The 25,591-nt window shown below is 61.8% G+C and carries 24 protein-coding genes and 1 pseudogene; 17 read left to right on the forward strand and 8 right to left on the reverse strand.

The window, feature by feature from the left end; all coding sequences use genetic code 11:
- Positions 1 to 551 precede the first annotated feature (551 nt).
- Positions 552 to 1,412: an AraC family transcriptional regulator gene (locus ACT3TP_RS05925; protein ID WP_096283562.1), complete on the forward strand. Its 861-nt coding sequence runs from the start codon at positions 552 to 554 to the stop codon at positions 1,410 to 1,412.
- 76 nt (positions 1,413 to 1,488) lie between these two features.
- Here the strand turns inward: ACT3TP_RS05925 and ACT3TP_RS05930 are convergent, their stop codons facing one another.
- Complete coding sequence (locus tag ACT3TP_RS05930) at positions 1,489 to 2,370, reverse strand: serine protein kinase RIO (protein WP_255248331.1); 882 nt, start codon at positions 2,368 to 2,370, stop codon at positions 1,489 to 1,491.
- A 140-nt stretch (positions 2,371 to 2,510) separates the two neighbouring features.
- Here ACT3TP_RS05930 and ACT3TP_RS05935 point away from each other — a divergent pair, with 140 nt between their 5' ends.
- Together ACT3TP_RS05935 and ACT3TP_RS05940 are read left to right on the forward strand one after the other, a co-directional pair.
- A complete protein-coding gene (locus ACT3TP_RS05935) occupies positions 2,511 to 3,239 on the forward strand; it encodes a tyrosine-protein phosphatase (protein ID WP_444619841.1) in 729 nt (242 codons plus the stop codon).
- Between the two features lie 32 nt (positions 3,240 to 3,271).
- Positions 3,272 to 3,640: a VOC family protein gene (locus tag ACT3TP_RS05940; RefSeq protein ID WP_444619897.1), complete on the forward strand. Its 369-nt coding sequence runs from the start codon at positions 3,272 to 3,274 to the stop codon at positions 3,638 to 3,640.
- A gap of 18 nt (positions 3,641 to 3,658) precedes the next feature.
- Here the strand turns inward: ACT3TP_RS05940 and ACT3TP_RS05945 are convergent.
- Positions 3,659 to 3,985: pseudogene (locus ACT3TP_RS05945) on the reverse strand (hotdog fold thioesterase); the annotation flags it as partial.
- Positions 3,986 to 4,073: 88 nt separating this feature from the next.
- On the opposite strand from ACT3TP_RS05945, the gene paaZ reads away from it, so the two are divergent.
- Positions 4,074 to 6,197 carry a phenylacetic acid degradation bifunctional protein PaaZ gene (paaZ, locus tag ACT3TP_RS05950; protein ID WP_444619843.1) on the forward strand — a complete coding sequence of 708 codons (2,124 nt, stop codon included), beginning with the start codon at positions 4,074 to 4,076 and terminating at the stop codon, positions 6,195 to 6,197.
- A gap of 80 nt (positions 6,198 to 6,277) precedes the next feature.
- Here paaZ and ACT3TP_RS05955 read toward each other — a convergent pair whose 3' ends face one another.
- From ACT3TP_RS05955 to ACT3TP_RS05975, 5 genes are all read right to left on the reverse strand, one after another.
- Entirely contained in the window at positions 6,278 to 6,961 is a 684-nt protein-coding gene (locus ACT3TP_RS05955) for a hypothetical protein (protein WP_444619845.1), read from the reverse strand.
- A 174-nt stretch (positions 6,962 to 7,135) separates the two neighbouring features.
- Positions 7,136 to 7,753: a TetR/AcrR family transcriptional regulator gene (locus tag ACT3TP_RS05960; RefSeq protein WP_444619847.1), complete on the reverse strand. Its 618-nt coding sequence runs from the start codon at positions 7,751 to 7,753 to the stop codon at positions 7,136 to 7,138.
- 31 nt (positions 7,754 to 7,784) lie between these two features.
- Positions 7,785 to 9,104 carry a phenylacetate--CoA ligase family protein gene (locus tag ACT3TP_RS05965; protein ID WP_444619849.1) on the reverse strand — a complete coding sequence of 440 codons (1,320 nt, stop codon included), beginning with the start codon at positions 9,102 to 9,104 and terminating at the stop codon, positions 7,785 to 7,787.
- Positions 9,105 to 9,135: 31 nt separating this feature from the next.
- Entirely contained in the window at positions 9,136 to 9,582 is a 447-nt protein-coding gene (gene paaI / locus ACT3TP_RS05970; protein WP_444619851.1) for a hydroxyphenylacetyl-CoA thioesterase PaaI, read from the reverse strand.
- 288 nt (positions 9,583 to 9,870) lie between these two features.
- Positions 9,871 to 12,033 (reverse strand): S9 family peptidase, encoded by a 2,163-nt coding sequence (locus ACT3TP_RS05975; RefSeq protein WP_444619853.1) that lies wholly within the window; start codon positions 12,031 to 12,033, stop codon positions 9,871 to 9,873.
- Positions 12,034 to 12,311: 278 nt separating this feature from the next.
- Between ACT3TP_RS05975 and ACT3TP_RS05980 the strand changes: the two genes are divergently transcribed.
- From ACT3TP_RS05980 to ACT3TP_RS06020, 9 genes are all read left to right on the forward strand, one after another.
- The gene (locus ACT3TP_RS05980; RefSeq protein WP_444619899.1) at positions 12,312 to 13,706 is read left to right on the forward strand and encodes an amino acid ABC transporter substrate-binding protein/permease; all 1,395 of its coding nucleotides are present in this window, start codon (positions 12,312 to 12,314) and stop codon (positions 13,704 to 13,706) included.
- A complete protein-coding gene (locus ACT3TP_RS05985) occupies positions 13,703 to 14,458 on the forward strand; it encodes an amino acid ABC transporter ATP-binding protein (protein ID WP_444619855.1) in 756 nt (251 codons plus the stop codon). Before ACT3TP_RS05980 ends, ACT3TP_RS05985 begins: the two co-directional genes overlap by 4 nt.
- Positions 14,459 to 14,698: 240 nt before the next feature.
- On the forward strand, positions 14,699 to 15,139 hold the full coding sequence (locus tag ACT3TP_RS05990; protein WP_444619857.1) for a DoxX family protein: 441 nt from the start codon (positions 14,699 to 14,701) through the stop codon (positions 15,137 to 15,139).
- A 188-nt stretch (positions 15,140 to 15,327) separates the two neighbouring features.
- Positions 15,328 to 16,314, forward strand: coding sequence for a 1,2-phenylacetyl-CoA epoxidase subunit PaaA (gene paaA / locus ACT3TP_RS05995; RefSeq protein ID WP_444619859.1), 987 nt, complete (start codon positions 15,328 to 15,330; stop codon positions 16,312 to 16,314).
- Position 16,315: 1 nt separating this feature from the next.
- On the forward strand, positions 16,316 to 16,606 hold the full coding sequence (gene paaB, locus ACT3TP_RS06000) for a 1,2-phenylacetyl-CoA epoxidase subunit PaaB (RefSeq protein WP_096283458.1): 291 nt from the start codon (positions 16,316 to 16,318) through the stop codon (positions 16,604 to 16,606).
- Positions 16,603 to 17,463, forward strand: a complete 861-nt coding sequence (gene paaC / locus ACT3TP_RS06005) for a 1,2-phenylacetyl-CoA epoxidase subunit PaaC (protein ID WP_444619861.1) — start codon at positions 16,603 to 16,605, stop codon at positions 17,461 to 17,463. Before paaB ends, paaC begins: the two co-directional genes overlap by 4 nt.
- A 35-nt stretch (positions 17,464 to 17,498) precedes the next feature.
- Positions 17,499 to 17,996: a 1,2-phenylacetyl-CoA epoxidase subunit PaaD gene (paaD, locus tag ACT3TP_RS06010; protein ID WP_096283462.1), complete on the forward strand. Its 498-nt coding sequence runs from the start codon at positions 17,499 to 17,501 to the stop codon at positions 17,994 to 17,996.
- Complete coding sequence (paaE, locus tag ACT3TP_RS06015) at positions 17,993 to 19,153, forward strand: 1,2-phenylacetyl-CoA epoxidase subunit PaaE (RefSeq protein ID WP_096283464.1); 1,161 nt, start codon at positions 17,993 to 17,995, stop codon at positions 19,151 to 19,153. Before paaD ends, paaE begins: the two co-directional genes overlap by 4 nt.
- 10 nt (positions 19,154 to 19,163) lie before the next feature.
- A complete protein-coding gene (locus ACT3TP_RS06020) occupies positions 19,164 to 19,949 on the forward strand; it encodes an enoyl-CoA hydratase/isomerase family protein (RefSeq protein WP_444619863.1) in 786 nt (261 codons plus the stop codon).
- Between the two features lie 58 nt (positions 19,950 to 20,007).
- Here ACT3TP_RS06020 and ACT3TP_RS06025 read toward each other — a convergent pair whose 3' ends face one another.
- Positions 20,008 to 20,460 carry an Lrp/AsnC family transcriptional regulator gene (locus ACT3TP_RS06025; RefSeq protein WP_096283468.1) on the reverse strand — a complete coding sequence of 151 codons (453 nt, stop codon included), beginning with the start codon at positions 20,458 to 20,460 and terminating at the stop codon, positions 20,008 to 20,010.
- 223 nt (positions 20,461 to 20,683) lie between these two features.
- On the opposite strand from ACT3TP_RS06025, the gene pdhA reads away from it, so the two are divergent.
- The 4 genes from pdhA (at position 20,684) to ACT3TP_RS06045 (ending at position 25,563) form a co-directional block, all read left to right on the forward strand.
- Positions 20,684 to 21,847, forward strand: a complete 1,164-nt coding sequence (gene pdhA, locus ACT3TP_RS06030) for a pyruvate dehydrogenase (acetyl-transferring) E1 component subunit alpha (RefSeq protein ID WP_444619865.1) — start codon at positions 20,684 to 20,686, stop codon at positions 21,845 to 21,847.
- A 2-nt stretch (positions 21,848 to 21,849) separates the two neighbouring features.
- Positions 21,850 to 22,932: an alpha-ketoacid dehydrogenase subunit beta gene (locus ACT3TP_RS06035; protein WP_096283472.1), complete on the forward strand. Its 1,083-nt coding sequence runs from the start codon at positions 21,850 to 21,852 to the stop codon at positions 22,930 to 22,932.
- On the forward strand, positions 22,933 to 24,333 hold the full coding sequence (locus ACT3TP_RS06040) for a dihydrolipoamide acetyltransferase family protein (protein WP_444619867.1): 1,401 nt from the start codon (positions 22,933 to 22,935) through the stop codon (positions 24,331 to 24,333).
- 264 nt (positions 24,334 to 24,597) lie between these two features.
- Positions 24,598 to 25,563: a hypothetical protein gene (locus ACT3TP_RS06045; RefSeq protein WP_444619869.1), complete on the forward strand. Its 966-nt coding sequence runs from the start codon at positions 24,598 to 24,600 to the stop codon at positions 25,561 to 25,563.
- Positions 25,564 to 25,591 lie beyond the last annotated feature (28 nt).

Consider the following 25,591-nt stretch of genomic DNA (forward strand, 5'->3'; position numbering starts at 1 on the left):
TGGTTTCAGCAGCCCGCTCGGAACGGCATCTCGCCGTTCCGAGCGGGCTGCTTTTTGCGCCAGGTGAATTTTCCTGCGAAAACACCAACCAGACCGCTTAATCGGTCAAGCAGATCGAGGCCGTCCGGCCCTTGCCCCGGGCCGCCACGACCCTATGGCTTTGATTGCTCGCTTCGAGCCTCCGCACCTCCCAATCGAGGTAACTCTTGATCGTGATCCCGGAATGTCCAAAGTGCGCGCAGATTGATGCGTTTGGCATTATCCAATTCCAGCTGGATGACCGCATCAGGCCCCCGGGCGGCGGAAAGGCTGATGGGGAGACGGTCTTGATTTAGGTATTCGAGGAACTTAGGATGTGAGCCAGTCGCGGTAGATTACCGGGGCGTCAGCGCTAGACGAACTGAATCTCATACGTTGAGCTTCCTCTTCGTCTGCCAGCCCACTTGCCTGGGATTATTTCCACGCGGGTGGGCTGACTTTTTATGGCATCAATTATCGGGTGCGCGACATTTGAATCTCCCTAGAGTTCAATGGTGGGAGAAGGAGAACACGTGCATCAGTGGAACGAAGCTATAGAAGCCATCGACGCGGATCTGACCGAGCCAATTGATGTGGCGCGGCTGGCTCGCATGGCGCTGACCTCGGAATATCATTTCCGAAGAATGTTCGCTTCGCTCGCGGGTCTGCCGATATCCGAATACATTCGGCGGCGTCGGCTGACCGCTGCGACCGCAGAGATCATTGCCGGTGATGCTGTTCTGGATGTTGCCGTCCGCTACGGATATGGCTCGGGTGAGGCTTTTAATCGAGCCTTCAAGGCCCTGCATGGTTTGACGCCGAGCGAGGCACGCAGACCTGGGGCAGTTCTCCGCTCCCAACCTCGCTTGAGGATTCATGTACGCATTGAAGGGAGCCATGACATGAAGCACCGTATTGAAGAGCTGGGTGAGTTCCGGCTTATTGGATTTACCGCCCGGGTTCCACTGATCCATGAGGGGCCAAATCCGCACATCATCGAATTCCAGAGGAGTCTTGTTCCGGAACAGATGCTCCGGCTCAAAGAGCTGGCGGAACCTGGCCTGCCGGGCATGGTTTCGGCGTCGGTCAACATCGAAGATTCACGGGACGAAGGCTCGGAACTGGATTACTGGCAAGCCGTAGCCACCACGCAGGAGATCCCGCAGGGTTTTGAAGCTATCCAGGTCCGCGCTGGCACCTGGGTGGTCTTTGAAGCCGAAGGGAAATTCCCGGAGGTCCTTCAACGCCTCTGGGCGGACGCGGCCACCGAATGGTTCCCGGCTAATCCATATCGCTGGGTTCCCGGTCCCGAGCTGCTCAGCATCCAGCCAGATGCCGATGGCAGCAGCGGACGTGGCCAACTATGGATTCCGGTGGAGTCTGCTCGACTCTAACCGCCCTGCCGGCAGCGAAACTCGATAAGAATCACCACCAAGGTGCTGGTTCTTATCGAGTATCGCTGCCTTCTGCTTAGGCGAACATGCTCGCGAGCAAGGAGGTGAATAACGCGTCGGCGTCCCGTTCCAGCCCCTTGGAGGTGAACCAGTCGCACATATTCACGCAGTCGCGATGCAAGAAGTCCAGCCCGTGCAGATTCCCGGCCAGGTCCACGCACTGGGGCACATCGATCACCACCAGGCGCTCGCCTGCGACCAGCAGGTTGTAGGCCGACAGGTCGCCATGGGCGATGCCTATGGCCGCAAATTTCTCCATGGCCTCGGCCAGTTGGTCCCAGAGCATTGGCAGGCGCGGATCGTTGCGCGGCAGCTGCTGCAGCCGCGGTGCCGCGACACCGGGGCGGTCCGGATCCGCGATGAACTCCATGAGAATCTCGGTTCCCTCGATTTGCACCGGGTAGGGGACCGGTATGCCAGCGGCATGGCAGCGGCGCAAATAGGTCCATTCCGCGCTCGCCCACTGCATGGCGGCGATTTCGCGTCCATAGCTGGAGTTGTTGTCGATGGCTCGATTATCACGCGAGCGGCGCGCGGAGCGCCCCTCGCTGTAGGACTGCGAACGACTGAATTGCAGCTGGTCCCGCTTGCGATAACGCTTGGCCGCCAGCAACACGCTGCGCTGCGAGGTGGCACGCTCGATCAGGAAGACCTCGCCTTCCTTGCCGGTTTTCAGCACGCCGAGCTCGAGGTCGATGGCCGCGGCGTCCTCGATCAACCATGCGGGATACGGCTTGGGACCGCGACAGGATTTTTCGATCAACGGCCAGCTGGAATAGCGCTGCTGGGGACCTAGCTCATCGATTGAGGTTTCGTCCCAGGTAATGGTTTTTCGCCGGGTGCGAAGCTGAGGTTCGGAATCGTCTAAATTGGCGAATTTTCCGGGGTATGAAGACACTGTGAGTCCTTGGGAAGTAGGGGTGGGAACGTATGCGGGCAGAAGACATTCATCGTTACCCCTCCTTCTTGGCAGACTAATTGGCACTTGCCAATGACTAGAACTCTACAGGAACCAGCCGATGTGATGCAATGGGTTCCATGGGCCACGCTCCCGACTATCGCCGACTTCCCGAAGATGTGAACTGGGACGGGTCGATCAATGCCCGATGGATCACCGGGGCCTTCTATCGCATGGGGCGCCATGAATGGCTTACGAGCCTCGGCTGGCAGCAGATGCGCCGGGACGGAATCGAACGCATCATCGACCTGCGCAACCACGGGGAGGTCAAACGACGCGAACATGACCCGGTGGTTGACCAAGGAGTTCTGGAAGGGATGGAAATCCTCCGGCTGCCGCTGGAGACCTCCGGCAGCGAGCGCTTTGCTGCGGTTGCGGTGCCCTATATGAATCACACCAGCATGTACCGGCTGGTCTGCGAAGAATTCGGCAGCCAGCTGCGAGCGGTATTCGAAGCGCTCGCCGAAACCGAACGCGGCACGGTGGTTCACTGCTCTGCTGGACGCGATCGCTCGGGACTTGTCGCCACGCTCCTGCTCGATCTCGCCGGGCGGCGCGGGGAAATACTTGAGCAAGATGAGCTAGCGGTGCGCGGCATCAACGAATGGCACCGGGTCTCCCCGCGCAAGCACCCCTACGAATCCCATCAGGGTGAAGCCGAATTGCGCCGAGCGATCGCCGAACGCGCTGCGGAATTGGAAATATTCCTCGACTGGCTGGGCAGCGCTCGGGGCTTCCTGGCGACCTGCGGCCTGTCCGAAACTCAATTGCAGCGGCTGCAATTCCTGGCTAGCCGCCCACGGCCGTGACAGCTCGGCGGCCTTGGTTGTAAGCTCACCGCATGAGCCCTCAGCCACTGCACCATGCGTTCAACTACATCGAACTAAGCGTCACCGACCTGGCCGAAGCCAAGGCTTTTTATGCCAGCGCCTTCGGCTGGGTTTTCAACAATTATGGGCCAAATTATGCGGGGATCGGCTCGGGTGCTGGGGACGGGGAAGAGGTTGGCGGGCTTGCGCTCGCCGAGGCGCCGCGGGCGGCCGGCGGCCCGCTGGTCCTGTTGTATTCCGAGGATCTGGATGCAACGGCTCAGGGGATTACCGCCGCTGGCGGCCAGATACTGCAAGGACCCTACGAATTCCCCGGTGGGCGCCGGCTGCACTTTGCCGATCCGAGCGGAAACGAGCTCGGGGTCTGGGCAAAACACTGAATCCCGGCTAGTGCGTCGGCCGAGCCTGATCGGTGTGGCCGTCATGGTGATCATCCCGGCGCTGGCCGGGCGGTGGTGGGTGGCGTTGACATCCACCCCGACCACTACCTTGCCGAAGGTCGAGGCGTGCTTCACCGCAGCCCAGGAGCCCACCGCTTCGCCCGCGGCGAGCGAGGCGCCGCCGTGCAGTAGGCCGAAGGACTGGGCGTTTGTCTCCACCTACATCCGGGCGACCACCTTCTGCACCGATTCTTCGAGGATTTCGATGCCCATCTTGCGGTCGAGGGCGCCGAACTCGATGCTCCATGGTTCTGCGGGCGGGGTAGCGGAGGACGTATTAGCCATTGTTTCTGCTCCCGAGTGTCCTCGATCACGTGGTTGCTGATACTGTTAATGGTATTACTGACCGATCGTTCAGGAAGGAATTATGTCGATGTCGACATCCCAGATTGGTGTGGTCCCAAGTTTCATTGCCGGTCAATGGCAAACCCCCGAAGCCCAGGGCGGCACCGAAGTCCGCGACGCCAACACCGGTGAGCTGCTCACCACCGTCACCGGCGGAAGCCTAGACGTCGCAGGAGCCGTCGCGTACGGCCGCGGCGTCGGACAGCGCGAGCTGTCCAAGCTTTCCCTGCATGAGCGGGCCTTGAAGCTCAAGGAACTTGCCATGTACCTCAACGAGCGCCGCAAGGATCTCTACGAGGTCTCCTATAAGACCGGCGCCACGAAGATCGACTCGATGGTCGATATCGACGGCGGCATCGGGGTGCTGTTCACCTTCTCTTCCAAAGGGCGCCGTGAACTTCCCAACAGCAACGTCATCATCGACGGCAACGCCGAACCGCTGAGCAAGGACGGATCCTTCCTCGGCTCGCACATCTACACCGCGCTGTCCGGGGTAGTCGTCCAGGTCAACGCCTTCAACTTCCCGGTTTGGGGAATGCTTGAAAAGTTCGCACCGGCCTTCATCGCCGGGGTGCCCACCATCGTGAAGCCGGCGACTCCCACCGGGTACCTGACCGAAGTCGCTGTGCGCATGATCATCGAATCGGGCATTCTGCCCGAAGGGTCGCTGCAGCTGATCTCGGGCTCCGCGCGCGACCTGATGGATCACCTCGACTACCGCGATATGTTCTCCTTCACCGGATCGGCGGCGACCGCCAGCCGGTTGAAGTCCCACCCGAACGTGATCGACGGGGGAGTGCGCTTCAGCGCCGAAACCGACTCGTTGAACGCCGCGATTCTCGGCCCGGATGCGGTGGAGGGCACCGCCGAATTCGACGCCTTCGTCAAGGCTGTCGTGGGCGAAATGACCTCGAAGGCCGGACAGAAATGCACCGCGATCCGCCGCAATATCGTCCCGGAAGCCCAGGTCGACGCGGTGATCAACGCGATCGGCAAGCGCATCGATGAGCGTGTGGTGCTCGGCGACCCGCGCGTTGCGGGCGTCACCATGGGCGCGCTCGCCTCGGTGGAGCAGCTGCGAGACGTGCGAGCCGCGGTCCAGGATATGCTCGACGCCGGCGGCGAGCTGGCCTTTGGCCGGCTGGGTGACCCGGCGGTCCGCGTGGCCCCGGAACGCGACGCGATCGCCGAGGGCGGGGCCTTCATGTCCCCGCTGGTTTTGCGCTGGGACGATGCCCGGAATCCGATCCTGCACTCCCGCGAAGCCTTCGGCCCGGTGTCCTCGGTCATCGGCTACGGCTCCGTGGAAGAAGCCATCGAGCTGGCGGCCATGGGCTCCGGTTCGCTGGTCGCCACGGTCTGCACCAATGATCCGGAAATCATGCGCACCCTGACCCTGGGCATCGCCGCCCACCACGGGCGCGTGCACATCCTGAACCGCGAGACCGCACGCAGCACCACCGGCCACGGCTCGCCGGTTCCGCACCTGGTCCACGGCGGTCCAGGCCGCGCCGGCGGCGGCGAGGAGCTGGGCGGTATCCGCTCGGTGATGCACCACATGCAGCGCACCGCGGTGCAGGGTTCGCCGAATATGCTCACCGCGCTGACCGGCGTGTGGCACACCGGTGCTGCGCGGCAGCTTGCCGGCAGCGAGAAGTTCGGTGCCACGCCCGGAAATGTGCACCCGTTCCGCAAGTCGCTGGCCGAACTGAAGATCGGCGACGGACTGGCCTCGGACCTGCGCCAGGTCAGCCAGGAGGAGATCACCGCCTTCGCCAACGAAACCGGTGACACCTTCTACGCCCACGTGAACCAGTTGGCCGCGGAAGCCAACCCGTTCTTCCCGGGCACCGTGGCGCACGGCTACCTGCTGGTCTCCTGGGCCGCCGGGCTCTTCGTGGAGCCGGCTCCGGGACCCGTCTTGGCCAACTACGGCCTGGAGAACCTGCGCTTCATCACCCCGGTAGCCGTCGGTGATTCGGTGCGCGTCACGTTGACCGCCAAGAAGATCACCCCGCGGGTCACCGATGAGTACGGCGAGGTCGCCTGGGATGCGATTCTGCACAACCAGAACGATGAGATCGTGGCGACCTACGACGTGCTAACGCTGGTGGAGAAGGAAGATACCATCTACGCCAACTGGCAGGACTAAGAGCCGAGAATAAAAGAGCAGTGGCTGCGGAAGAAGATTCCGCAGCCACTGCTCTTTTGCCGTTTCGAAAGTTCCGGAGGCTAGCCGGACACGGCCGGTGTTCCGCCGGCGTGATCCGCCGAGTCCCGCCGCGGCAGCGTGCGCCACATGAACCAGGCATAGAGCGCGGCGATGACCATGAACACCCAGACCAGCAGCAACGCGAAGGCCGGGTTGTTGGCGAACAGGGTGGCCACGTAGACGGCCGAGGCCAGGGCCATCAGCAGCCACCCGGCACGGATGCCGCAGGCGATAAGGGCGAAGGAGACCAGCACCACGGCCTCGGTGAGATAGGAAACCCAAATGGTGCCGGTGCCGGCGGTAAACGCGAAACCGGTGGTGAGCATTTCGCCCAGGTGCAAGGCGGTGAGCACCGCCACCCCGAGCGCCGCGGCGATGATTGCGGAGAGCCCCAGCGGTGCGCGGAGCACCTGCCGGGTGAACTTTCCCTGGAATTTGTAGCGGGAGAACCGCCAGAGGCCGAAGACTCCGATGAGCAGGGACGGGATCGCGTACACCAGGAACAGGGTGTCGTACTGCATTGCAATGACCAGCGGACCGGCGAAGACCGCGAGAATTTGGGCCCACCAACCTAGATCATTACGGTGTGCCAGCAAGGCACAGGCGACCACCGAGAGCAGCGCGCTCAGTGAGAACAGTGCGACCTGCATGCCTGAATCGGTGCCTGGCAGCTGGGAGAAAAGAGTGTAAAAAAGTTCTTCCACGACGCTTCTTAGATTGACTGGGAAATGATCGGGCGGGCGCAAAACGCACTCTTATGATGCTATCGCCGCAACCTGTGAAGACGATTATCGACCGGTTTCGGGAAGGTAATAAAAAAGCTCGACCCCGAGGCGACCGCGCCACATGGGCGGCGCCTCGGGGCCGAGCTGGTGAATCTATGCGCCGGTGGAATGCAGCCCGTCGAAGAGCAAGGTGATCGCCTGGTCTTCCAGGGTCTTTGCCTCGATCGGGCCATCTTCGCGGAACCAGTCGACCACGGAGTTGATCAGGCCGAAGAGCAAACGTGCGGTGGCGCGTGGATCGAGATCCGCGCGGAGCTCGCCCTCGGACTGCGCCGCGGTCACCAGCTCGGCAAGCTGGCGGTCCATGGCGCGACGACGTTCCAGCGCGGCGCGTTCCAGCTCCGTGTTGCCACGCAGCCGCAGCAGCAAGGTCACGTAGCTGCGCTTGGAGATCAGGATGCGGAAAGTTGCCCGCAAGAAGAAGTCCAGGCGCTCATCGGCGCTGCCCTGATGGGCGCGCACCTCGATGATGACCGCCTCCAGCGGAATCAGCGCCTCATCAAGGGCCAGCCGCAGCAGATCCTCTTTGGAGGGAACATGGTGGTAGATGGCGGACTTGCTGATGCCCAGCCGGTCCGCCAGCTTACCCATCGAGGTGGCTTCATACCCGTGTTCGTTAAAAGCCTCGACCGCGATGCGCAGGACGGACTCCTGATCGTAGCCCGGGCGTCCCCTTTTGAGCGGGGTGTTCGCTTTGTCGATAAGTCTCATGATCCCTCGATTGTCCCACGGCAAGCAGGCTTTACTTGTCTCGCATGTCATAGATGCGCTTGAGCTTGCCCATGGAGCGCTCGAGCGTTTCCGGATCCAATACCTCGATGGCGCAGGAGGATCCCACATGGATCTTGATCAGTTTCGCCAGGTCGTTGGCCGCGTTGGCGGCTTCCGCGGCCGACGCGCCGGTGCGTCGCTCCACCTTGACCGCGAGCTGGTCCATGCGGCCCGGACGGGTCAGCACCAGCTGGAAGTGCGGCGAGAGCGCCGGCAGCTTCAGGATCAGCTCTTCGATCTGGCTTGGGAAGAGATTCACCCCGCGCAGAATGATCATGTCATCGCTGCGCCCGGTGATGCGGCCCATGCGGCGGTGGCCGGGGCGGACCGAGCCGGGCAGGAGGCGGGTCAGATCGTGCGTGCGGTTGCGGATGATCGGCAGTGCCTGCTTGGTCAGCGAGGTGAAGACCAGCTCGCCGTGTTCGCCGTCGTTTAGTACTTTGGTTTCGTCGAACGCATCCACGATTTCGGGACGGAAATGGTCCTCCCAGATGTGGCTGCCGTCCTTGAGCTCGACGGATTCGCCGGCCACTCCCGGGCCCATGACCTCGGAGAGTCCATAGATGTCGCAGGCGTCGATGCCGAACATCTCTTCCAGCTCGTGGCGCATCTCTTCGGTCCACGGTTCGGCGCCGCAGACGGCGACTTTCAGCGAGGTGTCGCGCGGGTCCAAGCCCGCCCGCTGCATGGCATCGCCGATGGTCAGCAGGTAGGTCGGGGTGCACAGGATCGCGTCCGGCTCGAAGTCCTTGATCAGCGTAATCTGTTTTTCGGTCTGTCCGCCGGACATCGGGATGACGGTGGTGCCCAGGCGCTCGGCAGCCGCGTGCGCGCCCATGCCGCCGGTGAACAAGCCGTAGCCGTAGGCGTTGTGGACCTTCCAGCCCGGCTTGACCCCGGAGAGGCGCAAACAACGTGCACCCATCTTGGCCCAATCATCCAGGTCCTGCTGGGTGTAGCCCACCACGGTGGCCCGCCCGGTGGTGCCCGAGGAAGCGTGGATCCGCGCCACCTGATGCTGCGGAACGGCGAACATGCCGAAGGGGTAGTTCTTGCGCAGATCTTCTTTTTCGGTGAACGGGAACAGCTTCAGATCTGCAAGTTCCTTCAAATCTGTGGGGTGCACGCCAGCCGCGTCGTACTTATCCTTGTAGTAAGGAACATTGGTGTAGGCGTAGTCCAGCGTTTCTTTTAGTCGAGTGAGCTGAATCGACTCGATCTGGTCCCGGCTCATGGTCTCTTCGGGATCCAGTGGGTTGGGCAAGTTATCGCGGTCAGTTGGCTGTGACATGCTCATTCTTTCGTGAGGTGGCTGAATGTTTTTAGCGGGTCTTAGGCTTCGGGACGGTGCGGGAGCGGCCTCTGAACTCGGCCACGGTTTCAATCCCGCCATCGCTGCTTGGCTGGGTGACCGTGATGTCGTAGATTCCGCTGCGCCCTTGCTGCGAGACGCGCTGCGCGGTTGCCGTCAGCAGGCGTCCCGGGATCCCCGGCTTGAGGAAATTGATGTCGGCCCCCGAAGCCACGGTGATGGTGTCCGCGGAGCCTTCCGGCGGGTTGCAGCTCAAGGCAAACGCGGTATCGGCCAGCGAGAAGATCATTCCGCCGTGGGCGATGCCGAAGCCGTTGAGCATTTCCCGGCGGAGCGTCATCGTAATGACCGCAAACCCGTCGCCCACTTCCACCACTTCAATGCCCATCCACTGGGTGGCATAGTCATTGTGCAAGATTGCGTGGGGTAGTGACTTATCGATTTGGGTTTCGCTCATAGGGGCCTCCGCCGAATTAGTTACCGAACGATCATTAGGTAATACTAGATTGTGACCCATCTCAAGCCCTGCTGTCTAATGGTGGACGTCACAATTACGCGGAGAGCCGGCGCCGCTCGGCGGCAAAGGCGCTGATGAGCACGCAGAATAAAGGGTTCCTCGCACTGCTGGTATCCCATCACCGAACCGGTTTCGCACCGCGCCGAAAAACGAAACCGCCCACAGCCATCGAAATCAATCGAAGGTTGTGGGCGGATCGGTGGATTCAGGCTTAGGTTCCCTCGCGGGTTACTTCGCCGTGGCCGGGTTCTTGCCCAGCGCATCGAGGGCAAAGGCGTAATCCCAGGCGCGATTCTTCCACGCCTCGTAGCGGCCCGAGGCGCCGCCGTGGCCGCCTTCCATCTCGGTTTTCAGCAAGATCGGTTCGCTGCCGGTGCCGACCTCGCGCAGCTTCGCCACCCATTTGGCCGGCTCCACGTAAAGCACGCGGGTGTCGTTCAAGGAAGTCACCGCGGCGATGCGCGGGTAGTCCACGGCCGCAACGTTCTCGTAGGGGGAGTAGGCCTTCATGTACTCATAGACCTCCTTGTCCTCGATCGGGTTGCCCCATTCTTCCCACTCCAGGGCAGAGAGCGGCAGCTCCGGATCCAGGATCGAGGTCAGCGGGTCCACGAAGGGAACTTGGGCGATGATCGAGGTGTACAGCTGCGGGGCCAGGTTGGCGATGGCGCCCATCAGCAGGCCGCCCGCCGAGCCGCCCAGAGCCGCGATGCGCGCCGGATCGGCCCAGCCCGCATCGATCAGATGCACCGTGGCATCGATGAAGTCGGTGAAGGTGTTCCGCTTGGACAGCTTCTTGCCCTGCAGGTACCAGTTGCGGCCCAGCTCGCCGCCGCCGCGCACGTGGGCGATCACGAAGACCACCCCGCGGTCCAGCACGCTCAACCGCGGAATCCCGAATCCCGGATCCATCGACGCCTCATAGGAGCCGTAGCCGTAGATCAGCACCGGATTCGGCACCGAGGTGTCCAAATCCGCGCGGCGCATCACCGTCAACGGAATCTTCGTGCCATCGGCGGCCGTCGCCCATTCGCGCGTGGACAGGTAGTCCGCCGAGTCGTAGTCGTTCACCGGAGTCTGCTTGCGCAGCACCAATTCCTTGTCATCCAGCCACAGGTCGTAGACGCGCGCCGGAGTGAAATCCGAGGTGTACCCGATGCGGATCAGCGGGGCTTCCAGATCTGCGAAGGTGGCGGCGGCGGTGAACAGCTCCTCGTCGAAGGCCGGCTCGAGCACCGGCAACTGCGATTCGGTGCCCAGCGATTCCAGCGGAATCAGCTGAACCCGTTCACAGGTATCGCGACGCACGGAAACCACCAGATGCGTGGCGGTCAGCGCGGTGCCCTCGATCTTGACCGTGGACTCGTGCCCGAGCACCGTGCGCCAGCTTGCCGGGTCGGTGTCGGCGCCCAGCTGCGCCAGCTCGACCAGCGAGAGCATATTGTTCGGTGCCTGGTGGTCGTGGGTGATCAGGGCGCGCCGATCGTCTCCGGGCAGCAGGTCGACCCCGTGGAGCAGACGCAGTTCGCGCGGAACGAGCAAGCGCACCTGTCCGTCTTTGTCGTTCAGATCCAAAACGCTGGTCTCCGCGTATTCGGAGTTGCCGCTGGAAATCAGCAGCTGCTGGAGGTCTGCGCTGAGATCGAAGCCGAGCCACATGCCCGGATCATCTTCCTGGAAAACCACCGTATCGCTGGCCGGATCGCTGCCCAGCACGTGGGCGCGCACCTGATGCGGGCGCCACGTATCGTCAACGACCAGGTAGTAGACGGTGGAGGAATCGGGGGAGAAGGCCAGTCCGTAGAACACGCCCTCGATGACGTCCGGAAGCAGCTGCCCGGTTTCCAGATCCTTGATGTACAGGGTGAAGCGCTCATCGCCCTGGGTATCGATGCAGTATGCCAGCAGGTTGCTCGGCTCGTTGATGGCCATGCCGCCCAGCGCGAAGAACGACTGGCCCTCGGCCAGCTGATTGCCGTCGAGCAGCACCTGCTCCCCGGGCAGCGCTTCGACCGGGTCGATGACCGGCGGAGTCCAGTCGGCGCGGGTATCGGGGGAGTCTTCGGCCTTGACCCGGCACTGGATGGTGTAGGGCTTACCTTCAACCGAACGGGTGTAGTACCACCAGCCGCGCCGCCGCGTGGGAACCGACAAATCGGTTTCAACGGTGCGCGCCTTGATCTCCTTGAAGATCTCCTGGCGCAGCTCTTCCTGATCCGAGGTGACCGCATCGGTGTAGGCATTCTCCGCGTTCAGGTGGTCCAGTACCTGCTTGCTGGTCTTTTCCCGCAACCACTCATAGTCGTCGGTGAAGGAGTCTCCATGGAATTCGCGGATCGTGGGAATCTTCGCTGCGAGCGGCGCGCTAGCGGTAATCGATGCAGAAGTCATGCACCCATTCAATCCCACCAGCGGCGCCTGTGGGGTTGGCTATGCTCAGCGCGGACAGGAATCGAGCGGTAAATTCCTCGTTTAAGGCACGCGGACATGGAGCAAAGGGTGTCGGCTGGCCCACATTGGCCATAGGCTAACTAACATAAAGAATCGAACTGCACCAAGGGCAAAGCGCCCTATTCGCAATAGAAAGTGATTCAGCAGTGAAAAACACACGCACTACTTTGAGGTCGAGGCGTTTGACTCGGTGGATTGCTGCGGCTGCCATCGGTTTCATGGCGCTGGTAGCCGGGGCGCCCGGGGCGTTGGCCCAGGGCAATGAGAGCGTCGAGGGCCAAACGTACGTCATCGGCACCGACACCACCTTCGCTCCGTTTGAGTTCCGCCAGGATGGCGAGCTCACCGGCATCGACATGGATCTGATCAATACCATCGCCGAGGATCAAGGCTTCAACGTCGAGATTCGTTCGCTGGGCTTCAGCGCTGCCTTGCAGGCGTTGTCCTCGAACCAGGTCGATGGCGTGATCGCCGGTATGTCGATTACCGACGATCGCAAGGAAATCTATGATTTCTCCGAGCCATACTTTGAATCCGGTGTTCAGATGGCGGTGGATCGCGACGACGAGACCACCAAGGGCTATGAAGACCTCGAGGGTGAAACCGTTGTAGCCAAGACCGGTTCAGAGGGCGAGACCTACGCGAAGTCCATCGCGGACGAGTACGGCTTCACCGTCAAGTCCTTGGACCAGTCGGCCACCATGTACGAATCGGTGAAGTCCGGCAGCGCCGTGGCCGTCATCGACGACTACCCGGTCCTTGCCTACGGCATCGCGCAGAACAACGGTTTGAAGACGGTGACCGACAAGGTGCCGGGCGGCTCCTATGGTTTCGCGGTCAACAAGGGCGAGAATACCGCGCTGCTGGCGGCCTTCAACGACGGGCTGGCCGAGCTGAAAGCCAGCGGGGAGTACGACAAGATCCTGAACGAGTACCTGGCCGATCCGAGCGCGGCGGTGCCCAGCAACTTCTTCGACCTGGTGGCCAAGTCCTTGCCGGCGTTGATGACCGGTTTGGGGAATACCCTGTTGGTGACGGCGATTTCCTTCGCGGTGGCCATGGTTCTTGGTCTGCTCTTTGGCTTCATGAAGATTTCGGGCAACATCGTGGTCCGCGGAATTTCGACGTCATTCGTCAATATCTTCCGTGGCACGCCGCTGCTGCTCTGGGCCTTCATGTTCTACTTCGGCCTGCCTCAGCTCACCGGCTGGGATGTCAGCATCTGGGTTGCAGGTGTGCTTACCCTGTCGCTGAACGCCGGCGCGTATATTGCCGAGATCGTTCGCGGCGGTATCCAGTCGGTTGATCCAGGGCAGCTGGAAGCCTCCCGTTCGCTGGGCCTTGGCTACGGAAAGTCAATGCAGAAGGTTGTGGTGCCGCAGGCCTTCAAGATGATGACTCCTTCCTTGATCAACCAGTTGATCATCATGCTCAAGGATTCCTCCCTGCTGCTCGCCATCGGCTTTGCCGAGCTGCTCTACCAGGGTCAGCAGATCTACGCGGCGAACTTCCGTGTCACCGAGACCCTGTTCATCGTCGGCATCATCTACTTCATCGCCATCATGGCCCTGACCAAATTGGCAAACTTTGCCGATCGGAGGTTTAACAAGTGAGCACCGTAAGCGAGCAAACCGCCACGACGAAGATCCAGGTCCAGGAACTGCGCAAGTCCTTCGGCTCCAACGAGGTCCTCAAGGGCATCGATCTTCAGGTGGGCGAAGGCGAGGTTGTCTGCGTGATCGGGCCTTCGGGCTCCGGCAAGTCAACGCTGCTGCGCTGCCTGAATAAGCTGGAGGATATTTCCTCGGGCAAGGTGGTTGTTGACGGATTCGACGTCACCGATCCGAAGGTGGATATCAACGAGGTCCGTCGCCATGTGGGCATGGTGTTCCAGCATTTCAACCTGTTCCCGCATATGTCGGTGGCAGAGAACATCATGTTGGCACCGGTGGAGCTGAAGAAGCTGAACCGGACCGAGGCGCGGGCTAAAGCCGAAGAGCTGCTGACCCGTGTGGGCTTGGCTGAAAAGGCCAATGCCCGTCCGGCCTCGCTTTCCGGCGGACAGAAGCAGCGTGTGGCGATCGCCCGTGCGTTGGCGATGTCCCCGGGCATCATGCTCTTCGACGAGGCAACAAGCGCGTTGGACCCGGAGATGGTCGGCGAGGTGCTGCAGGTGATCAAGGAACTCGCCGACTCGGGCATGACCATGGTGCTGGTCACCCATGAGATGGGCTTCGCCCGCGAAGTGGGGGACCGCGTGGTCTTCATGGATGGTGGTGTGGTTTGCGAAGAAGGCAAGCCAGAGGAACTGTTCGGCAACCCACAGCAGGAACGTACCCGCGACTTCCTCTCCAAGGTGCTCTAGGTTTTCCTAGCGCTACCGCGTAAATTCGGCCCGCCCTTGCAGCGTCCTCACCCGAGGCGGTGCCAAGGCGGGCCGAATTTGTGTGCGCACTTATTGGGCTTGGTTGTTGCACCACGCAACATTAGTTGAAGATTAAAGTAAATTAACTTAGGCTGGAAGCAGAGCTAGCGCCGACCCGTCGGCGCGGAGCTGATCATTCGAGATCCAATGCATTTGGAAAAATTCACCAGGAGTACCCATATGAATAACCTCATCGATAATCCACGCCTGCAGGTCATCGCCCAAACCATGCTGCGCCTTGCCTTCGGCTTCCTCTTCCTGGCTCACGGCTGGCAGAAGTATTTCCAGTTCACCCTCGAAGGCACCACGGCGGCCTTTGGCCAGATGGGCGTTCCGGCCGCCGGAATTATCGCACCGGTCGCCGCTACCCTTGAAATCGTCGGCGGCGCAGCTTTGATCCTCGGCCTGCTGACTCGCGTGTTCGCAGGCTTGCTGGGTGCGCAAATGGTCGTTGCGCTATTCATGGTCCACATTCCGGGTGGCGTTTTCGTGGAGAACGGCGGCATTGAGCTGGTGCTGGCATTGGCCGCCGGCGCCCTTGCGTTGCTCCTCGTGGGGCCGGGCCGCGTATCGGTCGATGCGTTGATCTTCAAGAGCAAGAAGGCCACCGTAAACGCATAGCCGGTAGCCGCAAAACCCTATAAATGCCCCAGGTGCCGCCTGGGGCATTTTTGCGCCCTCAGGCTCATTTCGGGGCGCCTGCCTTCGAATGTGACGCCCGTCCCGGCGGTGCTGTTGACGTGATCGAGCGCACCCTCATATACTGAACGAACGGTCAGTATGTAAATTGAATTTCAGTGAGGTGAACCATGGCCCCGACCACACCGCAGGAGCCGGGACTGAGTGCCGTCCCAAGCTATGAAGAGCAGCAGTCGCAGGCGCGCTTCGACGCCCTGATCAACGACGATTCCCGGGTAGAACCTCGAGACTGGATGCCAGAGCCCTACCGCAAGACATTAACCCGTCAGGTGTCCCAGCACGCTCACTCCGAAATCATCGGCATGCAGCCAGAAGCCAACTGGATTACGCGCGCCCCATCCTTGAAGCGCAAGTCGATTCTGATGGCGAAGGTCCAGGACGAGGCCGGCCACGGTCTGTACCTGTACTCCGCGGCCGAAACCCTGGGCACCGACCGCGACGAGCTGAACGACCAGCTGCTGACCGGACGCGCCAAGTACTCCTCGATTTTCAACTACCCGGCACGCACCTGGGCCGATATGGGAGCCATCGGCTGGCTCGTCGACGGTGCTGCCATCGCCAATCAGGTGCCGCTATGCCGTGCCTCCTATGGTCCATACGGACGCGCAATGGTGCGCATCTGCAAGGAAGAATCCTTCCATCAGCGCCAGGGATTCGAAATCCTGCTCTCCCTCTCCCGCGGCTCCGAGGCACAGAAGAAGATGGCGCAAGAGGCCATCAACCGCTTCTACGAGCCCTCGCTGATGATGTTCGGTCCACCGGATGACCAGTCGCCGAACTCCGCCCAGTCCATGGCCTGGAAGATCAAGCGCTTCTCCAACGATGAACTGCGCCAGCGTTTCGTGGGCATGATCGAAGAACAGGTCAAGGTGCTGGGCATGACCCTGCCGGATCCGGACCTGCACTTCGATGAAGAGAAGAAACAGTGGATCCACAAGGAGCTGAACTGGGACGAATTCATGAACGTCATCAAGGGCAACGGTCCCGCCAACGCCCAGCGGCTTGAACACCGCCGCAAGGCCCACCGTGAAGGCGCCTGGGTCCGTGACGCCGCTACCGCATACGCCGCAAAGCAAGAACAAAGTGAGGTTGCCTAGCATGAGCCAAAAGAGCAATTGGCCCCTGTGGGAAGTATTCGTCCGGTCCTCCCGCGGACTCTCGCATGTGCACGCCGGATCGCTGCATGCCCCGGATAAGGAAATGGCCCTGCGCAACGCCCGGGATCTGTACACCCGGCGCAACGAAGGCATTTCCCTCTGGGTGGTGCTTTCCACCGATATCATCACCTCCGACCCGGACAGCAAGGACGCGTTCTTCGAGTCGCCGCAGGGCAAGGACTACCGCCACGCCACCTACTACAAGGCAAGCGAAGGGGTGAAGCACCTGTGAACCACGAAGAGCTCGACGCTTCGCTCGATAGCTTCGGCGACGCGCTGGCCTCGGCCACCCGCGTCACCCCGGGCAACGCGCTGCGCCCGGAAGACATCGCGGTGGCAGGAGCCAAGCCAAGCGACGAAGTCGCCGCCTATGCCCTGCACCTCGGAGACGACGCACTGATCCTGGCCCAACGGCTTTCGCACTGGATCTCCCGTGCGCCGGAAATCGAGGAAGATATTGCCTTGGGCAATATTGCCCTTGATATCCTCGGCCATGCCCGTTCATTTTTGACCTATGCCGGTTTGGCTTGGGATAAGACCGAAGATGATCTGGCCTACTGGCGCGAGGAAGAGGAATTTACCTCGCTGCATATCGTGGAGCAGCCAAACGGACATTTTGGCGTGACCATCATGCGCCAGCTCATCGTCTCGATCTACCAGCACCTGCTCTACAGCCGATTGCTGGAATCGACGGATGAAACCATCTCGGCGATCTGCGCCAAGGCGGTCAAGGAAGTTGACTACCACCGGGACCACGCCATCGCCTGGACCATCCGCTTGGGACGGGGAACCGAGGAATCGGCCGAAAAGATGCGCCACGCGCTGGAGATCCTCTGGCCATACACCGGAGAGATGTTCCAGGACGAGGAGCTGCACCGCACACTCGGCGAGGTGGCGGTTCTCCCGTCCTCGCTGCGCGAAGCATGGGACGCGGAGATCACCGCCGTCCTCGCCGAAGCCGGGCTAGAAAAACCGAAGTCGGGATCGGCGATGGCGAATGGACGCGCCGGAGAGCATTCCGAACATATGGGCTACATCCTGGCCGAGATGCAAGTTCTTGCCCGCAAGCACCCCGGTGCGAGCTGGTAACCGATTCCCTAATCCGTTTGAAGGGAGCAGCAGTCTTGAGCAATGCAATAACCAGTGCAGAAGAACTCTATGGCGTTGCCGCGAAGGTCACTGATCCAGAAATTCCGGTGCTGTCCATCGCGGATCTGGGCATCTTGCGCGAGGTCAACGCCAATGCGGACGGCAGCGTGCAGGTGGTGATCACCCCGACCTATTCCGGTTGCCCGGCCATGGACGTGATTACCGAAGATCTGTACCTGGCCTTCCGCGCGGTGGGCATCGAGAAGGTCGACGTGAAGCTGGTACTGACCCCGGCCTGGTCGACCGACTGGATGACCGAGGATGGCAAGCGCAAACTCGAAGAGTATGGAATTGCCCCGCCGACCGGTACCGGACATAGCGGGCGCGTCACCGTAGGCATGAGCGTCAAGTGCCCACGGTGCCATTCCCTGAACACCCGAGAGCTCGCGCGCTTCGCTTCGACTTCGTGCAAGGCGTTGTACTCCTGCAAAGACTGTTTAGAACCCTTCGACTATTTCAAGGTGCTTTCATGAGCGAACAAACTACCCCCACCCGTCGTCGGGCCACTTTCCACCGCCTGACGGTCGCCGAGGTGCGCCGGCTGACCAAGGATTCCATCGAAGTCAGCTTCGCGATCCCGGCAGAGCTTTCAAGCGACTTCGATTACTTGGCAGGCCAGTACGTCGCGCTGCGCAAGGAACTGCCAAACACGGAGGGCGAACTAGTTGAGGTTCGCCGCTCCTACTCGATCTGCGCGGCACCGACCGGTGAGCTGATCAAGGTCGCAATCAAGCGCGACCTTGGCGGCCAATTCTCCACCTGGGCCAACGAAGAACTTGTCGCCGGAGACCAGATCGACGTGATGAGTCCCACCGGCGCGTTCATTTCGAAGCACAAGCTCACCGAAATGAACGACCCGAGCTCGGTGGATACCGTGAACCAGGACCAGTTCGTGGCGGTGGCCGCCGGCAGCGGGATTACCCCGGTCTTGGCGATTGCACGCACCATTCTCGAAGCGAACGAAAATACCCGATTCGACTTGATCTACGCCAATAAGGCGGCCATGGACGTAATGTTCCTGGAGGAGCTGGCAGATCTGAAGGATCGCTACCCGGCTCGCTTGGCATTGCACCACGTGCTGAGCCGCGAACAGCGCATTTCCCCCTTGCTCTCCGGACGTATCGATGCCGAGAAGCTTTCGGCCTTGCTTACCAATGTGCTGCAGGCACAGCAGGTCGACGAATGGTTCCTCTGCGGTCCCTTCGAACTGGTCCAGATGGTTCGCGATCAGCTCACCGAGCTGGAAGTCCCGAGTGAAAAGGTGCGCTTCGAGTTGTTCACCACCGGTGAGCCGAATCGTCCGCAGGGCCATGTGGGACGGCCCGTGCTTGTCGATGAAAACGAGAAGAGCATCGAAATCAGCTTCACCCTCGATGGCTTGCAGGGAGAGGTGAAGTCCCCGGTACGGGCCAACGAAACCGTGCTCAATGCGGCTCTGCGAGTCCGCCAGGACGTTCCCTTCGCCTGCGCCGGCGGGGTCTGCGGCACCTGCCGTGCCAAGGTCACCTCGGGAACCGTGTCCATGGCGGAGAACTACGCGCTGGAACCGGAAGAAGTAGAAGCCGGCTACGTGCTGACCTGCCAGTCGCACCCAACCAGCGACAAGCTCAGCGTCAACTTCGACTCCTAGGGGATAAGCCATGATCGAGCTAAGCATTGACCAGGGCATCGCCCGCGTGGTGCTCAACGCACCGAAGAAGATGAATTCCTTGGACCCGGCCGCTCTGCGTGAGCTCTCCGAGGCCTACGACCGGGCAGCGTCCGGGGTGGCCGAGGGAACGGTACGAGCGCTGGTGCTCACCGGCGAAGGCCGCGGATTCTGTGCGGGCCGGGATATTTCCGGAGTCAACCCGGCCGATGACGACGTCATGGGGTACCTGGATGGACAGGTTCAGCCGCTGCTGGAGAAGATGTCCAGTTTCCCGGCCCCCACCTTCGCCATCGTGCAAGGCGCCTGCCTGGGTGTCGGGCTGGGCCTCGCGGTAGCCACCGACGTAGTGTATGTCGCGGAGAATGCGAAGATCGGTTCGCCGTTCGCAAATCTCGGCGCCACCCTCGACTCCGGCGGGCACTGGCTGCTCACCGAGCGTCTGGGAGCCCACCGGACGCTCGACATGATCTATACCGCCGAGCTGATTTCCGGCGCGGAGGCCGTGCGCTCGGGACTATTTTCTCGCGCGTTCCCGGCCGATGAGCTGATCGAGCGCAGCGAAGAGATTATCTCGAAGGTGGCCCACGGCGCGACCCAGGCCTTTGTCGCGTCCAAGGCGCTTGTCGCCGAGATCCGCGATCAGCGGGTAGGGCTCTGGACCTCCATGCGCACCGAAAACAAGGCGCAGGCGGCGCTGTGCGACACCAGCGACTATGCCGAAGGGTTCAAGGCCTTCCAGGAGAAACGGCCACCGGTCTTTACCGGCGGCAACTAAACGGCGAAAAGCGGGCGGAACAGTAAATGCTGTTCCGCCCGCTTTTTGCTGTCCGCGCTTAGCGGGTATCGGAATCCTCGAAGATCAGTAAGGTCTGGGTGTCCAGCACCGTAGGCAAGGATTGCAGATGTTCAAAAACCACGCGTCGCAGATCCAGATTGTCTTTGGCACGGACCAGTAGAATCACATCGAAATTTCCGCCGACCAGACCAATATGATGCACCTCGGGAATCGAGGCGAGGTGGTCGCGCAATTCCCGCCAGGAGTGCTGGCGCAATTTCAGGGTCACATATGCGCTGGCTTTCAACCCCGCCTTCACCGGATCAATCACGGCGGTATATCGGGTAATGACCCCGGCATCTTGCAGTTTTGCGATTCGCGAATAGGCGTGGGCCCGGGAAACGTGCACGCGCTGCGCCACCGTCGTCACCGATTGCCGCCCGTCGTTGGTGAGCTCGGCCAAGATCGCTCGGTCAACATCGTCCAGCTTCAGCTCCGCATCCGCGGCCATTTCTTCTCCTTGCAGGGGCAGGACGAGTATTCGCCAAACCCATTTTGTGCGTACTAATCGTCTACAAGTATACGGATCCTCAGCGCAACTTTCTACGATTCGACTCCGGACTGGATACAAATTGAGCGTCCTGCGCATAATTGATTGCAAATGATGTTTGGGTGAGTTGAGTCACAAGACATGGTTTCTTGAGACCCAACCAGAGAACGAAAGGCGGGATGGCATGAGCACCGAAGCTCACGAAGATCGCATCTCCGAAGTCAGCAAGAAGTTCGGGATTACCCCCGAAGATTACATGCTGCCAGCGCGGCACATGATTAATCTTCTGGATCCGGATGGAACGCTGCGCGAGCAGAGCGAGCAAGGCACCGAGCCGGGGCACGAGTACCCGCTGCCAAGCCCCGCCGAGCTCATGGACGCATATTCCGCCCTCGCCGTTGGCCGCCGTGTCAACGACCAGAACTCGGCCCTCGTCCGTCAGGGACGCATGGCCGTGTACCCTTCAAGCCACGGACAGGAAGCCTGCCAAGTGGCTGCGTCCCTGTGCCTCGAAGCCGGCGACTGGCTGTTCCCGACCTACCGCGACACCGTCGCCGTGCTCACCAAGGGCGTAGCCCCGATGGAGGTCATGACCAGCTTCCGCGGTGAATGGCACTGCGGCTACGATCCCAAGGCGTACAACTGCGCTCCGATGTCCACCCCGCTGACCACCCAGCTGCTGCACGCGGTTGGCGTGGCCCATGCGGCCAAGTTGCGCGGGGAGAACACCGTGGTGGTCGCCATGTGCGGCGACGGCGCCACCAGCGAGGGCGACTTCCACGAGGCGCTGAACTTCGCCGCGGTCTTCAAGCTTCCGGTGATCTTCTTCGTGCAGAACAACAAGTACGCCATCTCCGTGCCGCTCGCGCAGCAGTCGGCCGCACCCTCCTTGGCGCACAAGGCCGTCGGCTACGGCATGGCAGGCGAGCGCGTAGACGGCAACGACCTGATGGCGCTGATGGCCGTGATGGGACGCGCGGTGCGGCTGGCCCGCGAAGGCAACGGCCCGTTGCTGATCGAGGCGCACACCTACCGCATGCAGGCCCACACCAATGCCGACGATGACAAGCGCTACCGCGAGGACGCCGAGGTCAAGGGCTGGATCGCCAAGGACCCGGTGACGCGCATGCAGGCCTACCTCGACGATGCCGGACTGCTCACCGAGGAAGCGCAGGCGAAGATCACCGAGCGCGCCGAGGCGGTCGCGAAGCAGCTGCGCGACGGCATGAACCAAGACGCCGATACTCCGCCGAGCGAATTGTTCGAACACGTATTTGCTTCCAAAACCACTCAGCTGGCCGAGCAGCAGGCGCTGCTGGCCGACGAACTAGCCCGCGAGGAGGCCTAGCCATGACCGCCACGACATCACGGGTGAACCCGAACGTCAGCGATGCAACCGCACGCGCAGCCGCCCAGGCAGCGAACGAAAACCAGCCGGTCACCTTCGGCAAGGCGCTGAACACCGCGCTCGCCGACGCGCTGGTGGCCAACGACTCCGTGGTCATCTTCGGCGAGGATGTGGGAACCCTGGGCGGGGTCTTCCGCATCACCGACGGGTTGACCGAACGCTTCGGCACCGACCGCTGCTTCGACACCCCGCTGGCCGAGTCCGGCATCGTGGGCATGGCCATCGGCATGGCCATCAACGAGATGCGCCCGGTGATCGAAATGCAGTTCGACGCCTTCGCCTACCCGGCCTTCGAGCAGATCGCCTCGCATGTGGCCAAGATGCACAACCGCACCCGCGGGAAGGTGGAGCTGCCGATGGTCATCCGCATCCCGTACGCCGGCGGCGTGGGCGGCGTGGAGCACCACTGCGATTCCTCCGAGGCATACTACGCGCACACCCCGGGACTCAAGGTCTTCACCCCGGCCACCGTCAAGGACGCGTACCTGATGCTGCGCGAGGCGATCGACTCGCCGGATCCGGTCGTGTTCTTCGAACCCAAGAAGCTCTACTGGTCCAAGGAGCAGGTGGACCTCACGAAGCTGGCCGCCGAGTACGAAGCCAAGCGTGCGGCACGCACCGAAGGCAGTGCGCGGATCGCCCGAGCCGGCTCCGACGCCACGCTGATCACCTACGGGCCGAGCGTGTCCACCGCCATGGAAGCGGCAAAACTCGCCGCCGAGGAGGGCATCAGCCTCGAAGTCATCGACATCCGCACCATCGTGCCCTTCGACGATGAGACCGTCTGCGCCTCGGTGCGCAAAACCGGACGCGCGATCGTGGTGGCCGAAGCCCAGGGCTTCGTCTCCGTAGCCAGCGAAATCGTGGCCCGCGTCCAGGAACGCTGCTTCCACTCCTTGGCCGCCCCGGTATTGCGGGTGACCGGTTTCGACATTCCTTATCCGGCACCAACCTTGGAGAAATACAATCTGCCAAGTGCCGAGCGCATCCTCGATGCGGTAGATCAACTTCAGTGGGAGGCATAAATGAGCGTCAAGACTTTTCTCCTGCCCGACTTGGGCGAGGGGCTGACCGAGGCGGAACTTGTTCGCTGGATGGTTGCCGCCGGCGACTCGGTGGCCGTGGACCAGCCCATCGCAGAGGTGGAAACCGCCAAATCATTGGTGGAGATCCCCTCGCCTTTCGAGGGCGTAGTTTCCACCTTGCATGGCGAGGCCGGCCAGATGATGCTGGTTGATGAGCCATTCTTCTCGGTGAATACCGGGGGAGCGGAAGCAGCCCCGGACGACGATCCAGCCGCCGGTGCGCAGAGCTACCTCGAGGAGGAGCTTGCCGGAACGCAAGCGCCAGCGGAAGAAGACGAAGGCAGCGGCAACGTGCTGATCGGCTACGGAACCGGTGCCGCCAAGACCGGCGCCAGCCGCCGCCGTCGCCCGCGCAACGGCATCACCACGGCAGCGGCTTCCAGCGAAACGACCTCGGTGGCCACCCGGGTTATCAATCCGCTGGTGCGCAAGCTCGCCCGCGAGAACTCCGTGGATATCAACCAGGTGCGCGGCACCGGAGCCGACGGGCTGATTCTGCGCAGCGATGTGCAGTCGCTCATTGGCCAGGGCGCAGCTGCTGCCGATTCTCCAGCTCCGGCCAAGCAGGAGCAGGCCAAGCCTGCCCAGGGCTCGGCAGCGCAGCCGGCCTCCGCGGAGGCCGATGCGCGCACCGGCTTGCCGGTGGCCAGCTCGCAGGTGCTTACCGGCGTGCGCCGGACCATCGCCAACGCGATGGCCACCTCGCGCCGAGAGATTCCCGAAGCTACTGTGTGGGTGGACGTGGATGTCACCAAGCTGTTGAAGCTTCGCGGCAAGCTCAAGGAAGCGCAGGGCAGTGCGCCAAGCATGCTCGCGTTGATCTCACGCTTCGCCGTCGCCGGGCTTGCTCGCTTCCCGGCGATGAACAGCCGCATCGACACCGAAGCCGATGGCTCGTTGCGCCATACCGTGTTCGACGGGGTGAATCTTGGTTTCGCCGCGCAAACCGATCGCGGCTTGGTGGTGCCGAACGTGCGTGGTGCAGATAAGCTCAACGCCGTCGAGCTCTCGGCAGAGTTCGCCCGTCTCGCGGCCCTGGCCCGTGAGGGCAAGGCGCAGGTCAGTGATCTGTCCGGCAGCACATTCACGATCAACAACTACGGTGTGTTCAACGTGGATGGCTCGGCCGCGATCATCAATTACCCAGAAGCGGCAATTATGGGCATCGGCCGGGTCGTCGAAAAACCGTGGGTAGTCAACGGCAAGATCAAGGTTCGCTCGATCTGCGAGATGACGTTGAGCTTCGACCACCGGGTGTGCGACGGCGGAACGGCCGCAGGGTTCCTGCGCTTCGTGGCAGATGCCATGACCGATCCGAAGGCGGCCCTGACAGCGCTGTAGGGAAGAAGATCAATCAATAGCTATCGCCCGGCCCCGTGCCGGGCGATAGCTATTTGCCGGCCAAGCAGCACAATGATTGGCAATCACACCAAGTATTTGCAAGCCATGAAGCGTTTACTAGAATGATTTAAATACTTCGGCGAGGCATTCAGGGTATCAAAAATCGACATGCACCAGCCGAGCACCAACCCCAGTGAATAGGATGCGATCATTTCAACATCACGCTTTGAGGTCAAGCACCGTTCGCTGGTCACGCTCCTGCTGGTGCTGCCGCTCCTGGTGGTGCTGGGAACGAGACTGGTCCTGGGTGACAGCCTGCCCGCGATCACCGCCACCCACTGGTCCGGAAGTTCATACCCCGACGGCTTCACCGACACCCGTGTTTTTGTGGCGGTGTGCTTGAGCCTCGCCATCGGCGGCGGACTGCTCGGTTTGCTCTCCCTGGCGTTGGCCAACAAGCCGATGCTGCATATTGCGTTGCTGTTCCTCGGCGCCATGGCAGCGTGGACCAGCGCCGGACTGTTCGTAGCCTGCGCCGTGCCTACGGCACTAGCCGGGGATCCCACCCAGGCGGTGAGCGGTGGGATGACCTTTGTTGGTGTGCTCGCTTCGCTCATCGGCCTGCTGCCGGTCTGGATTGCCGGGGTGTACCAGCAATTCGGGCGCGAACGCCAAGAACAGCGCCGCCGTCGCGTAGCCCAAGCTCAGGGGCGCAAGCTGGATGAACCGGTACAGGTCGTGGCCCAGAAGGCCACCGAGGAATTCAACCAGAAAGCCAGCGCCCCGTGGGGTTTCTGGCTGCTGGGACTATTCCCGCTGGTGATGGGTATCCTCATGCTGACCGTGATGAAGGGCGATGACGGTTCCGAAAGCCTCATTCTGCTGGTCGCTGGACCGATCTTTGTGCTGCTGCTGACCCCATTGGTTCTCGGAATCTGTCTGGTGCGCGTGCGAATCCACGGCGATAAACTCCGGGTGTCCTCGGCCATCTTCGGGTTCCCGTTGCGCACCCTTGCCCTGGACCAGATCAAGGATGTGCACAGCGAAGAAATTTCACCGATGCTGTGGGGCGGCTGGGGCTGGCGGTTCTTCCCCGGAGGTTCCGCCGTGGTGCTTGGCAAGAGCGAGGGACTGGCCCTCGAACTGCACAACGGCAAACGCTTCGCGGTCACCGTACCCGAGTCGCAACGTGCGGCCGGGATCTTGCAGGCAAAATTGCAGCAAGCCTGACCGGCGGTCATTAGGTCCCGGCCAACGA

The organism is Glutamicibacter sp. AOP38-B1-38 (assembly GCF_052377485.1).
Classification (GTDB): Bacteria; Actinomycetota; Actinomycetes; order Actinomycetales; family Micrococcaceae; genus Glutamicibacter.

Bases quoted from the DNA above. Each gene is read 5' to 3' on its own strand.
- ACT3TP_RS05935 (WP_444619841.1), top strand. From the start codon at position 2,511: ATGGGCCACGCTCCCGACTATCGCCGACTTCCCGAAGATGTGAACTGG.
- ACT3TP_RS05940 (WP_444619897.1), top strand. From the start codon at position 3,272: ATGAGCCCTCAGCCACTGCACCATGCGTTCAACTACATCGAACTAAGC.
- paaZ (WP_444619843.1), top strand. From the start codon at position 4,074: ATGTCGACATCCCAGATTGGTGTGGTCCCAAGTTTCATTGCCGGTCAA.
- ACT3TP_RS05960 (WP_444619847.1), bottom strand. From the start codon at position 7,753: ATGAGACTTATCGACAAAGCGAACACCCCGCTCAAAAGGGGACGCCCG.
- ACT3TP_RS05965 (WP_444619849.1), bottom strand. From the start codon at position 9,104: ATGTCACAGCCAACTGACCGCGATAACTTGCCCAACCCACTGGATCCC.
- paaI (WP_444619851.1), bottom strand. From the start codon at position 9,582: ATGAGCGAAACCCAAATCGATAAGTCACTACCCCACGCAATCTTGCAC.
- ACT3TP_RS05975 (WP_444619853.1), bottom strand. From the start codon at position 12,033: ATGACTTCTGCATCGATTACCGCTAGCGCGCCGCTCGCAGCGAAGATT.
- ACT3TP_RS05980 (WP_444619899.1), top strand. From the start codon at position 12,312: ATGGCGCTGGTAGCCGGGGCGCCCGGGGCGTTGGCCCAGGGCAATGAG.
- ACT3TP_RS05990 (WP_444619857.1), top strand. From the start codon at position 14,699: ATGAATAACCTCATCGATAATCCACGCCTGCAGGTCATCGCCCAAACC.
- paaA (WP_444619859.1), top strand. From the start codon at position 15,328: ATGGCCCCGACCACACCGCAGGAGCCGGGACTGAGTGCCGTCCCAAGC.
- paaB (WP_096283458.1), top strand. From the start codon at position 16,316: ATGAGCCAAAAGAGCAATTGGCCCCTGTGGGAAGTATTCGTCCGGTCC.
- paaE (WP_096283464.1), top strand. From the start codon at position 17,993: ATGAGCGAACAAACTACCCCCACCCGTCGTCGGGCCACTTTCCACCGC.
- ACT3TP_RS06020 (WP_444619863.1), top strand. From the start codon at position 19,164: ATGATCGAGCTAAGCATTGACCAGGGCATCGCCCGCGTGGTGCTCAAC.
- ACT3TP_RS06025 (WP_096283468.1), bottom strand. From the start codon at position 20,460: ATGGCCGCGGATGCGGAGCTGAAGCTGGACGATGTTGACCGAGCGATC.
- pdhA (WP_444619865.1), top strand. From the start codon at position 20,684: ATGAGCACCGAAGCTCACGAAGATCGCATCTCCGAAGTCAGCAAGAAG.
- ACT3TP_RS06035 (WP_096283472.1), top strand. From the start codon at position 21,850: ATGACCGCCACGACATCACGGGTGAACCCGAACGTCAGCGATGCAACC.
- ACT3TP_RS06040 (WP_444619867.1), top strand. From the start codon at position 22,933: ATGAGCGTCAAGACTTTTCTCCTGCCCGACTTGGGCGAGGGGCTGACC.